Below are 12991 nucleotides of genomic sequence, written 5' to 3' on the forward strand. Positions count from 1 at the left end.
TATGGAGGAGTGAGCCACTTGGAACAAAAAACGAATGTCAGGGCCATCATTAAGAACAATTTTGCAAAGAAAAAGCGGACAACAGATAAGGCAATGCCTATTTTCTTTTTAGTATGTGCATCAGTGTCCGTAATAACAACCATTGGCATTGTTTTGACGCTTTTTACAGATGCTTATAAATTTTTTCAAAAGGTACCGTTTTCTGACTTTTTCAGTACAAATCTTGCGCCGCTTAGTCCAGAACCGCATTTTGGCATTTTGCCATTGATCAACGGGACTTTGCTAACATCACTTATTGCAATGGCAGTAGCGGTGCCACTAGGGCTTACAGCCGCTATGTATCTCAGTGAATTTGCTTCTGATAAAGTGAGGCGCGTATTAAAACCGATGATGGAGCTTTTAGCAGGTGTCCCCACAATTGTATATGGCTTTTTCGCCTACTCATTTGTGACGCCATTACTCATGAAAATCATTCCAACACTTGAAGCTAAAAATGCGCTTAGTCCTGGCATTGTCATGGGCATTATGATATTACCACTTGTGACATCGCTGTCGGAAGATGCGATGAAATCAGTTCCAGAGGCCATGAGAGAAGGCGCTTATGGCCTTGGATCCACTAAACTGGAAGTGACTTTAAAGGTCGTTATTCCTGCCGCAATTTCGGGGATTATGGCTTCGTTTGTACTTGCAATATCCAGAGCGATTGGTGAAACCATGATTGTGACCATTGCAAGCGGTAGTTCTAAGAATTTCACCTTTGATATCACACAATCCATGCAAACTATGACAGGTTATATTGTAGAGTTTACAAGTGGTGATGCGGGGAGTGGGACTACAGGCTATTATAGCTTGTATGCAGTAGGGTTGATGCTTTTCTTGTTTACTTTGGTTCTAAATCTGATCGCACAATATATCTCTAAAAAGTTTAGGGAGGAATACTAATGATGAATTACGAAATTGAATTAACCTCAAAAGAAGCGGATAAAGCGTATAAGATAGATATCAACAAAAAGAGAATTGATCACCGAATTTTACTCAATAATATTGCAAAAAAGGCTTTTTTCTCGTCTATGATCTTTGCTTTAATCGTACTGGGCTTGTTGCTCTATAGAATTGGTGTACAGAGTATCGGTTGGATTGATTTGCAGTTTTTAACAGGTAAACTTTCCATTTCTCCAGAAAAAGCAGGTATTTTTGGTGCGATTATTGGCACTGTTGGGTTGATTTGTGTGGTCATTCCAGTGACCCTTGTGATCGGAGTCTCCACAGCTATTTATCTTGAAGAATATGCCACACAAGGTAAGATTTCAGGTTTTATCAAGGTCAATTTATCCAATCTTGCAAGTGTGCCTTCCGTTATATTTGGATTACTAGGCCTATCATTGTTTGGGAGATTCTTCAATCTGGGTTCAAGCATACTCGCTGGAGGACTCACTTTATCCCTTTTAGTTTTGCCAATCGTGGTGGTATCTAGTCAAGAAGCCATTAAAGCGGTCCCAGGCTTTTTAAGAGAAGCGTCGAATGGTATGGGTGCTGATAAGTGGACGACGATCAAAAAGGTCGTTTTACCAGTGGCACTTCCAGGTATTTTAACAGGTGCAATTCTGGCGATTTCAAGGGCAATTGGCGAGACAGCACCGCTTGTAGTGCTAGGTATTCCAACGCTTATTATGAGAGTGCCAAAATCGTTTATGGACGATTTTACGACGTTGCCTATTCAAATATATTATTGGACCCTAGACACCGTTTTAACACCAGAATATGCAAATCTTGCAGCGGCAACAATTGTTGTTTTATTAGTCACTTTATTTCTCATGAACTCAGTTGCTATTTTTATTAGAAACAAATATCAGCGTGGATTTTAACGTAGATTTTATGGAGGATACTAAATTGTCAAAACAAATCATAACATCGGAAGAGTATGTGTATGATGTACAGGGCTTAAACCTTTGGTATGGGAGCGATCAAGCGCTGAATGACATCAACATGAAGATTAACAAGAACGAAGTAACAGCTATTATTGGGCCTTCTGGTTGTGGCAAATCCACTTTTATCAAAACTTTAAATCGAATGATTGAAAACATACCCATCGTAAAAACATCTGGAGAAATCCTATATCACGGCAAGAATATCTTTGACAAATCCGTAAGAGTGGAAGAACTTAGAACTACTGTAGGGATGGTTTTCCAGAAGCCGAATCCCTTTCCAAAGTCTATCTTTGAAAACGTCGTTTATGGGCCTAAAATTCATGGCATCAAGGATAAACAAGTGCTCATGGAAATTTGTGAAACGAGTCTTAAAAGTGCCGCACTTTGGACTGAAGTTAAGGATCGGCTTCACGATAATGCATATGGTCTTTCTGGCGGTCAGCAACAGAGATTGTGTATTGCAAGATGCCTTGCAGTTCAACCCGATGTCATCCTCATGGATGAGCCCACATCGGCACTTGATCCAATCGCAACTGCAAAGATTGAAGAACTTATCAACCGCCTTAAATCAGAGTATACCATCGCCATTGTTACGCACTCCATGCAACAAGCAGGGCGTATTTCAGATAAAACAGCTTTTTTCCTAATGGGAGAATTAATTGAATACGATGGTACCGAAATTATCTTTTCAAATCCTAGAGATAAGCGTACAGAAGATTACATCACAGGCAGATTTGGTTGATCAGTTGTGAATATCAATTATTTAAAAAAATATTGATAGGAGAAATCGCATGTTCGTGGAGATGAAGCCTCACAAGATTAAACTGAGCACAAAGCATAGAAGCATAACATCAATCTTTGAAAAAGGTAAAGGGGCTAATTTTACACATCTAAAAATACAGACTAAATTGCTCATTATGGTTCTACTCACAAGTTTAGTGCCTTTAGGAGTACTGGGCATGATTAGCGTCGATAAAGCCAGTTCGGAAATCAAGTCTGAAATTTATAAGCAAAATCAACTTTTCACCAATTTATCGCAAGAGCGTATTCAAGCTTATTTTTCAAGTCGAGAAGGGGATTCTAGACTTCTTGCAGAATCCAAAATTGTACGTGACGGGATAGAGCAATTAAATACTTTTAATGTCACACCAGATGAAAAGGGAATCATTGAAAATGATTTTGAGCATATCTTGCAAACGGCACTTGAGCAATATGCTTATACAGATATCTTTCTAACCAATCAATATAATGAAGTGGTTTATTCCATCAATTATGAAAAATTGGATATGGCGCCTTTAGTTGTGGCAGGTGATTACTGTGAAAAAGCCTTAGCGGGCGTTCAAAATTGGTCTCATATTTTTAGAAACACTTTTATTGATGATAACATCATGGTTTTATCGACTCCCATCTACAATTATAATAACCGCTCTTCAGAAGCTATCGGGACTCTTAACATCGTACTCAATCAAGGTGCCATAAACGAGATTGTAAAAAGTGGTGTTGAAAAAATGGGCTTATCCTCAGATGCCTATTTAGTGGATGAAACAGGACTTTTACTCTCGGATGCGATTCAGGATGGACAAAAATCACTAGAAAATTCAATTGAAACGCAAGGCGTAGCTGTATTAAAAACGGCCATCAACGATAAAAATTTGAATTTTAATGAAACTTTGAATTACAAAAACATGGCAGGTAAAATCGTTATTGGGACTTTGTCTGTGACCCAGATTGGCGATTGGATGGTCGGTTTTGTCACAGAAGTTCCAGAGGAAGAGGCTCTAAGTAAAATCGCAAATGTCAGAACGCATTTGTTCCGAGTATCTGCTGTGATTATTTTATTTTGTATACTACTTGCCATAATGATTGCCAATACGATAAGAAAGCCGATTTATCAAATCATCGACTTAACGCACAAAATTGCTGAGTATGATTTGAGCATGGACCTTGATGCTGAAAAGATGGACTATAAAGATGAAATGAGCGACCTAAAAAGGGCTATTACAAAGATTGTTTCGAACTTTAAAGAGATCATAAAAGAGGTAGATCATTCTTCTAAACAAGTATCAGGTGCAGCTAAAAATTTAAATGATAATGCTTCGATTTCACTGGGGGTAACAGAAGAAGTGACCATTGCTGTACAAGAAATCGCTTTAGGCTCTGGTGTTCAAGCGAAGCATGCGCTTCAAAGTTTTGCGAAGACAGAAGAACTGAGTGAGATTTTAAAACAGGATCAAAGAGAAGTAAAAGACATTTCTAATGCTATTATTGACGTAGATGCCTTAGCAGATCAAGGTCTAGAAATTATAAAGCAGTTGACCTTGATCAACGCGTCTTCAACTAAAGCCAATAAAGAAGTGCATAGAAGTATTATCAAATCCGCTGAGGATTCTAAAAAAATTGAAAAAGCGAGTACGATGATCCGGTCTATCGCTGACCAGACAAACCTATTGGCACTCAATGCTTCAATTGAAGCAGCCAGAGCTGGGCAACACGGAAGAGGATTTTCAGTGGTGGCCGATGAAATCAGGCTTTTAGCAGAACAATCCAAAGCGTCTACAGGTATCATCAATACGATTATCGATGACCTCACAAAGGATAATCAGAACATAATGACCACGGTTGAAGCGTTAATTTCCATTTCAGAAGCTCAAATAGGTAGTGTTGAGGTCACAAGAAAAAAATATAATGAAATTGCAAAGGCTATTAAAAATATTGAGAAAAAACTCGGTTTGCTTGAAAATTCAAGGATAAATATTGAAAATGCACGATTTGAGGTCGAAGAGATGATCCAATCCCTGTCTGCAGTAAGTGAAGAAAATTCTGCCAGTACTGAGGAAGTTGTGGCATCGGTGGAAGAGCAAAGTCAAGTTATAAGCGATATTTTTAATGCCTGTGAAAGACTGAGTGCACTTGCTGAAAAGATGGATGGCACGATTCAAATTTTCAAATTATAGAAAAGCAAATCACAAGGAGAATATAAATGAGAGTCATGTTAGATAATGAACTTAAGTCCATTCATGTGGATATCATAAAAATGGGCACATTAATTGAAAAAACAATTGATGAAACAATTAATGCACTGGTGGACCACGATGTTGAATTGGCACAGAGAATCGTTGAAGGCGATGATCGCTTTGACCGGATGGAACTTGAGATCGAAAGCAAATGTATCAATGTCATCGCAAGGCGTCAACCCGTTGCCACAGATTTGAGAAAGTTAATGTCAATCTTAAAGATCGTTACGGATCTTGAGCGCATTGCGGATCACTGTCAAGATATTTCAAAGTTAACGCTGGATCTCGCTGGAAAGACTTACGTGAAACCTTTAATTGATCTTCCCAATATGGCAAAGCAAGTGAAAAACATGGTCAAGATGACGATTGATTGTTACATTGATGAAGATGTTGAAAAAGGGAAGCTTATTTGTGCAGATGATGATATCGTAGATGATTATTACGATATGATCTTTGCTGATCTTGAAAATATCATGAAAGAAAATCCAAAAGAAGTCAGACAATGTATGGACTTCATGATGATTGCTAAATACTTTGAAAGAATGGCAGACCATGCAACCAATATTGCAGAATGGGTTATCTATGGCGTTGAAGGCAAACATTTTGATATCAATGAGTGATCAGACACAGAGATTCGTGGCGTTGACATTGAGATGAAATTCAATAATAAGACGATTGCCAAAGTGATTTTTAATCATGAGGCAGATCGTCTTTTTTTTGAAATTGTTCTTGAAACATGTGATATAATAATCTCATCCCTATAGTGAATTGGACCTACTTTATTTAATCAGATGCAGAAGGTGATTTTATTTGACAAAAAACAATATTTCTATAAAAAAATATCTTCTTTTGATGATCGTCTTTATTTTGATTTCAATCGGATCCGTTCTTGGCATTAGCAAATTTTTAAAACATGAGATCAATCTTCAAGAGGTCCCTTATTATTGGTATCTTATTTTAGGATCAATGACGGCAATTTATATACTGTTAGATGGCTATCGGTTCTACGTGATTCTAAAAACGTTTAAAATCAATTTACCCTATAGATTCGTTGTAAAACAAGCGATTATTGGCACTTTTGTCAGCAATGTGACGCCTTTCCTAGCAGGAGGCAGTATCGCTCAAATTTACTTCCTTAAAGAGCGCGGTATTCCGATTTCAGAGGCGGCAGCAGCCACTTCTATCAGAGCAATCCTAGCCTCTACTTTTTTCTTCGTTTCACTTCCTATAGTGGTCTATTTTAATCCAGAATTGTTGAGCACGTTGAATATTCAATCGATTAAGTGGTTGCCCTTGGTTTCTCTTTTTTATGTGCTTTGGACGGCGTTTATTGTGTTGGTGGGGAAATACAGAAAAAAGAGTATGATTTTTATTGAAAAATGCGTTCGCAAGTTACCGTTAAAAGAAATCAATAAAACGAAACTGCTTATAGGCCTAGACGATTTTCTTAAGCATTTAGACTTGTTTCTACGTGGAGACAAGAATCATTTGCTCTTGAGCTTTTTGGTAACCGTTTTACATTTCATATTTGTGTTTACTTTTTCTGTGGTCATATTGAGGCTTTATGGTTATAAGATTTCGCCTCTAACAGTGATTACGGGTCAGATGCTCTCGAATTTTGTCATGTACTTCGGGTTTACACCTGGTGCCTCTGGATTTGCTGAGGGCGGATTCGCCTATTTTTTCTCACAAATTGTAAGTGAAACGGACCTTGTCAATATCGTATTTCTGTGGCGAGGCTCAACCGTGTATTTGGCCACAATAATCGGGATGGTTTTCTTTGCAAAAGAAAGTTTAGCGATTCGAAAGAAACATCATCAATCACATGAATGAAAGGATATCACATGAAAACAATTTACCTAGACAATGGTGCCACCACGTTTCCAAAACCTAAAGCAGTTCAAACGGCAACACTTAAATATTTTGAGTGCGTCACTGGAAATGCAGGCAGAAGCACTTCGTCTCCACGTGGTGTGGATAGGCTGGTATATGATCTCAGAGAGCGTTTAGCGCAGTTTTTTAATTTTAAACATACCGATCATGTGATCTTTACCAAAAACATCACTGAAGCGCTCAACACTGTACTTTGCGGCTACTTGAGGGAAGGCGATCATGTGCTGATTTCTAATTATGAACATAATGCAATGCTCAGACCTCTAGTCGCCCTTACAAAGTCTAAAAATATAGAATTTGATTTTATCCCCTTTGATCTCTATGGCGAGATGGATCTTGAAGCGACTCAAGCACTTCTAAGACCCAATACACGATTAATTGCCAGTTTACAGGCTTCCAACATAACGGGGCAGATATTAAACATCGAAAAATTAGGAAGAATGGCCAAGCAAAATAACATTAAATTTTTGATTGACAGTGCTCAAACCGCAGGTTTCTTAAAGATTGATATGGAGGCATTACATATAGATTGCCTCACCTTTACAGGACACAAATCGCTTATGGGACCAACGGGCACAGGTGGCTTTTTAATCTCACCTGCTATGGCGCTAGAAACGCATACGCTCCTCTACGGTGGCACAGGAAGCTTATCCGAATCCTATGAACAACCAAAGATCATGCCTGATCGATTTGAGTCGGGGACTTTAAATTTAATGGGACTCATGGGGCTTGAAGCGAGCCTCAAGTGGCTTGAGGCAAAAGGCTATGAATCTATTCAGAGCCATGAGAGAAGCTTAATTCAAAGACTTGAGGTGGGTTTAAGTGCTATAAAAGGGGTGACATGCCACAATGAAGTGCCTTTTACACAGAGAACAGGCGTCTTGGCACTTTCATTTAGTCATAAGGATGCTTCGTGGATGGCACATGCGCTTAATCAAGACTATGGCATTATTACACGCGTGGGGCTACAATGTGCACCCGTAGCACATAAGACGATAGGGACTTACCCATCGGGTGTTCTTAGAATAAGTGTATCCCCCTTTAATACCACAAATGAAATCGATCAATTGATTCTAGCAATAGAAACATTGCTGAAATAGAAATTCAAGGAGGTATTTATGGCTCATCTACCTAGGGCAATATCAATTGATTTACAAGAAGCATATGATATCATCAATCAGACCAATTTGGTTATTTTTAAATGGACCTTATCAGAAGCAATTCCCACTGACTTTGTGTCCGAAAATATTTCGATATTCGGATATGAACCAGAGGATTTTTACACGGGTGCACTTAAAGACTACTGGGCTTTTGTCTATGAAGCAGATCGTGAAAAAACCAAAAAGATGCTCTATGACGTACGTGAGCAGAATTTGAATCATTTCAAGAATCAGTATAGAGTGGTTTGTAGAAATGGAGAGATCAGGTGGGTTGAAGAATGGGTGATTCATGAGAGAGATGCCACCGGTAAATTGATTCATGAAAAAGGCATCATAAGGGATATTAATGATTCTGTGCGTATTTCAGAAAAACTTAAAGAAAGTGAAGCCAAATACAAAGAACTCTTTGATAATGCATCTGCCATTATTTTTACCTTTAATAGGAAAGGTGAGATTACCAATTACAATAAAACCTTTATTGAGACGCTTAAAATCAGCAACAGTTTTGAAAATTGTGTCATAGAAGACTTTTTAGCGCTCTATTACAGAACACATTCTTTGTTTTCTCAGTGTGTTGAAAAAATAGGGACACGTTTTGAACTGGAAATTACAGACCTTAAGGGTCATAAAAAATTTATTGAACTCAATTATAGGTTGGTCTATCAAGATGGTGAACCCTTTGAAATACATGCTGTGGGGCAGGATATCACAGAACGCAAGCTCGCAACTGAAAAAATCAATTTTTTGACATCACATGATACCTTGACAGGACTTTATAACAGAGCGTATTTTGATCAAACGATCATCGCTTACAGAGATGATGAAGATAAAAATGTGTCCATCATTATTGGCGATGTCAATGGGCTCAAGATGGTAAACGATGCTTTTGGACATAAACTCGGAGATGAACTTTTAATTCAAGTTGCGGCAATTCTCAAAAGTGTTTTTTATGATCCCAAGGATGTGATTGCAAGGCTCAGCGGGGATGAATTTGCCATTATAACGGAGCGTAAAAATGTCGGCACTTTAATGGATCGTATCCATGCGAAATGCAATGCGGTGGTCAATTTTCCATTTAAAATAGACATATCCCTTGGCTTCTCAAGTCGAAAAAAATCGAATATAGGGATTGAAGGTATTTTTAGAGAGGCAGATCATCAAATGTATAAAAACAAACTCAAAACATCTAAGCACATTAAATCCATGTTGATTCAGACCTTACAACAAAAATTATCTGAAGAGTCACTTGAAACGGTTGAACATGCAGAACGCATCAAAATACTCAGTGAGAAAGTAGGCGCTCATCTCAATTTGAGTGAAACGGTTATGGAAGAACTTGATTTAACAGCGATCATGCATGATATAGGCATGATATCCATTCCAAAAGAGATTCTGAATAAGCGTGGCAAACTCAATCAAAAAGAAATGAAAGAAGTGATGAAGCATGCTGAGATTGGTTATCATCTTCTAGTGGCAACGCCTAATCTGGCAGGGATTGGAGATTATGTTTTAGCACATCATGAAAACTATGATGGCACGGGTTATCCACAAGGTCTAAGCGGCGGTGATATTCCCCTGATATCGAGAATTATTACTGTTGTTGACTCTTATGAGGCCATGACGCATGTTCGCAGCTATAGAGAGGCAAAAACAAGTGAACAAGCAATTGATGAAATTTTGAGCTTGTCTGGAACACGATATGATCCAAATATTGTGCATGCATTTTTAAAAGTAATGGAAAATTGGACAGGTTTTTACGTATAAATCAAATTTCTGCTGAAATCAGCTGTCATTTTTCTGGTTTTTAAGTATAATAGAGCTATGATTATTTTTGGGAGGCAACTTATGAAAGACGAAACCATAATGGCGTCAAATTTTATTCACAATATAATTGATGCAGATTTAGAAAACGGAAATGTTAAAAAGATCCATACGCGCTTTCCGCCTGAACCCAATGGTTATTTACATGTGGGTCATGCAAAGGCAATTTTAATAAACTATTTAACGGCAAAAAAATACGGGGGTGAATTCAATTTGCGATTTGATGACACGAACCCTGTAAAAGAAGACGTGGAATATGTAAATTCAATCATGGAAGATATCAAATGGCTTGGATGTGAATGGGATCATCTTTTTTATGCCTCAGATTATTTTGGCAAAATGTATGATTATGCTATGGAACTTGTGGAAAAAGGACTGGCTTTCGTAGATGATCAGACCGCAGAAGAAATTAGTGACACCAGAGGTTCGTTGACAGAACCTGGTAAGGAGAGCCCTTATCGAAATCGCAGCATTGAAGAAAATGTAAGTCTTTTTGAAAAAATGAAAAAGGGGGACTTTCCTGATAGTGCGCGTGTTTTAAGAGCTAAGATCGACATGAGCAGTCCGAACATCAACATGAGAGATCCTGTCATTTATCGTATTGCAAGAGCTACACATCACAACACAGGCGATGCATGGTGCATTTATCCGATGTATGACTTTGCACATCCTATTGAAGATGCAATTGAGGGCATTTCACACTCTTTGTGTTCACTCGAATTTGAAAATCATAGACCGTTATACGACTGGGTTCTTATGAACCTTGAAGATTATAAAGTGGTAAGGCCAAGACAAATCGAATTTGCCAAGCTTTTTATTAAAGATTCTGTTCTGGGCAAACGCTACTTAAAGAAATTAGTGGACGATGGTAAGGTTGAGGGTTGGGATGATCCGAGACTTGAAACGATATCTGGCATGAGACGAAGAGGGTACACCCCTGAATCGCTTCGAGATTTTACGGAAAGAATTGGTGTGGCAAAGAGCAACAGCACTGTGGATAGAGCACTTCTTGAGTATTGCGTCAGAGAAGACTTAAAATTAAAAGCCAAACGTAAAATGGCAGTTCTTGATCCTCTTAAAGTGACCATTACCAATTATCCAGAAGGACAAGTCGAATGGCTTGAAGATGACGATAATATGGATAATGAAGCCATGGGGATTAGAAAGGTTCCTTTTTCAAAACACCTTTATGTAGAACGAGAAGATTTCATGGAAGAACCACCCAAAAAATACCACCGTCTCTATGTTGGCAACGAAGTTAGATTCAGAAAGGCCTATTTCATTACTTGTAACGAAATGGTTAAAGATGCAGATGGGCATGTGATTGAATTACTTTGTACGTATGATCCAGAGACCAAAAGTGGTAGTGGCTTCGAAGAAAGAAAAGTCAAAGGGACCATTCATTGGGTTTGTGCTGAACATGCTGTGAACGCAACTGTAAGATTGTATGAGAATTTAGTGATCAGAGCAGATGAAAATGATGAAAATAGTGAACTCGTTTTAAATCCAGACTCTCTCACTATTCTTGAAAATTGTAAGCTTGAACCTAGTTTTAGTGAGACTCAAAGAGGCGAACATATCCAATTCCTTAGAAATGGCTACTTCGTTGCAGATTCTAAACTGAGTACAGCTGAACATCTTGTTTTCAACAGAGTTGTTTCTCTAAAAAGTTCATATAAACTCTAATGCAAAAACAGTTCCCTTTGTGGGACTGTTTTTTTTATAGGATAGAAGGTATAATAAAAGTAGGTATAAAGTATCGACAAATGTTCTCGTCAAGACAAGGGAGTGAAGATAATGGATAGACGCCACGAGCGACGACTTAGCAATTTTGGGATAATAGAATCTTTTAATTTTCATACCAATAATAGACTTGTGGAAATTAATAGCCCTGTTGAAATTTCACTAAAGGATATTTCATTAGGGGGACTTGGAATTAAATCGAATTGCTTTTTCGAAAATGATACCACCTTGAGTATAGACATTCAATTTAATGAAGAGAACCATGTGGTTATCGGGAAAGTGGTATGGTGCCGAATAAGTGGGAACTTCTATGATTGTGGTCTGAAATTAATTTATATGCCAGAGCTACTCATCAACTTTTTAATGACAATAGATGAAGACGAAGATATCAAGTATATCAATTAACCCAAAACAAGCCTATCAATTACTAAAATTTAACTTGCAATGATGTGAAAATCATGTAAAAATAATCATACTACGGTGACAGAGTAAGTAAAATGCGTTAAGTGTTAAGGAATGGGAAGTTGTCCTTAAACGAAAGAATTTTTTCTGCGATATTTTACTGCATCCGCTGTTGCATTATGATCTCCTTTAAGTAATGTAATAGTAGGATTACTATGAAAGGGGATAAAAAAATGATGCAAGTCAGAAAAAAGCGCTTGATGTCTACATCAAGCCTAGTTAAGGCTGCCTTATTGGCGGCAATCAGTATTGTTTTAACAAGAGTATTTTCACTTATGGTGCCACTTGGCGGTTTGCCAGCACTTCGTGTGGGTTTCGGAAGCGTTCCAATTATGCTATCTGGGATGTTATTTGGACCTTTAATGGGGGGTATCACAGGCTTTATTTCAGATCTACTCGGCTACATGATGAATCCGCAAGGCGCCTATTTTCCAGGGTTTACGTTAAGTTCTGCACTTTTTGGAATTATCCCGGGGCTACTTTTTAAAACTTTGAAGATTCAAAAACAAAGGTTTAATTACAACTTTGTGAATGTCATAATGATTATGGGTTTTGCAGTGGGTATGATTTGGGTGATGTTTAGTAGTGAAGTGATCGGTATAACGGGAGGGCGTTTGGTTTTTAACGATACTTCTGCGATCTATTTGATTGTCAGCGTTATTGCGGTGGCTTTATTATTTGGCATTATGCCCTTTGGTATCTCTAAGTATATGAAGGGCAAAACAGAAAGAATAGGTCTTGATAAATTGACTTTTACAGTGACACTTACGTATGTGTTGATCTCTCTCCTAATGAACACCTATTGGCTTTCGATTATGTTTGGCAAGGGTTTTATGATCTTTCTTCCTGGAAGAATCGTTGCAGCGATTCCGACGATACCGATTTATACGTTTATCTTATATACGCTATCTCGATTTATGGATATAACAGAGCATACTACGAGATCCTAAACATGCAATCATGAAGATAT

At 38.0% G+C, this 12991-nt stretch carries 11 protein-coding genes and 1 riboswitch; all 11 genes read left to right on the top strand.

What is annotated here, in order from left to right; genetic code table 11:
- Positions 1-18: 18 nt before the first annotated feature.
- Positions 19-942, top strand: a complete 924-nt coding sequence (gene pstC / locus F3D3_RS11115) for a phosphate ABC transporter permease subunit PstC (protein ID WP_069873926.1) — start codon at positions 19-21, stop codon at positions 940-942.
- A complete protein-coding gene (gene pstA, locus F3D3_RS11120; RefSeq protein WP_084388970.1) occupies positions 942-1865 on the top strand; it encodes a phosphate ABC transporter permease PstA in 924 nt (307 codons plus the stop codon). Before pstC ends, pstA begins: the two co-directional genes overlap by 1 nt.
- Before the next feature lie 25 nt (positions 1866-1890).
- A complete protein-coding gene (pstB, locus tag F3D3_RS11125; RefSeq protein WP_069873927.1) occupies positions 1891-2670 on the top strand; it encodes a phosphate ABC transporter ATP-binding protein PstB in 780 nt (259 codons plus the stop codon).
- Positions 2671-2719: 49 nt separating this feature from the next.
- Positions 2720-4882, top strand: a complete 2163-nt coding sequence (locus F3D3_RS11130; RefSeq protein ID WP_084388971.1) for a methyl-accepting chemotaxis protein — start codon at positions 2720-2722, stop codon at positions 4880-4882.
- 26 nt (positions 4883-4908) lie between these two features.
- Complete coding sequence (gene phoU, locus F3D3_RS11135) at positions 4909-5562, top strand: phosphate signaling complex protein PhoU (RefSeq protein WP_069873929.1); 654 nt, start codon at positions 4909-4911, stop codon at positions 5560-5562.
- A gap of 190 nt (positions 5563-5752) precedes the next feature.
- Complete coding sequence (locus F3D3_RS11140; RefSeq protein ID WP_069873931.1) at positions 5753-6775, top strand: lysylphosphatidylglycerol synthase transmembrane domain-containing protein; 1023 nt, start codon at positions 5753-5755, stop codon at positions 6773-6775.
- Between the two features lie 11 nt (positions 6776-6786).
- Entirely contained in the window at positions 6787-7935 is a 1149-nt protein-coding gene (locus F3D3_RS11145; protein WP_069873932.1) for an aminotransferase class V-fold PLP-dependent enzyme, read from the top strand.
- 18 nt (positions 7936-7953) lie between these two features.
- Positions 7954-9759 carry an HD domain-containing phosphohydrolase gene (locus F3D3_RS11150; protein WP_069873933.1) on the top strand — a complete coding sequence of 602 codons (1806 nt, stop codon included), beginning with the start codon at positions 7954-7956 and terminating at the stop codon, positions 9757-9759.
- 81 nt (positions 9760-9840) lie between these two features.
- Complete coding sequence (locus F3D3_RS11155; protein WP_069873935.1) at positions 9841-11502, top strand: glutamine--tRNA ligase/YqeY domain fusion protein; 1662 nt, start codon at positions 9841-9843, stop codon at positions 11500-11502.
- Positions 11503-11613: 111 nt separating this feature from the next.
- Entirely contained in the window at positions 11614-11964 is a 351-nt protein-coding gene (locus F3D3_RS11160; RefSeq protein WP_069873937.1) for a PilZ domain-containing protein, read from the top strand.
- Between the two features lie 77 nt (positions 11965-12041).
- Positions 12042-12135, top strand: a riboswitch (THF riboswitch).
- A 59-nt stretch (positions 12136-12194) separates the two neighbouring features.
- Positions 12195-12971: a folate family ECF transporter S component gene (locus tag F3D3_RS11165; protein WP_175438355.1), complete on the top strand. Its 777-nt coding sequence runs from the start codon at positions 12195-12197 to the stop codon at positions 12969-12971.
- Positions 12972-12991: the final 20 nt, after the last annotated feature.

This window comes from Fusibacter sp. 3D3, assembly GCF_001748365.1.
Taxonomy (GTDB): domain Bacteria; phylum Bacillota; class Clostridia; order Peptostreptococcales; family Acidaminobacteraceae; genus Fusibacter_A.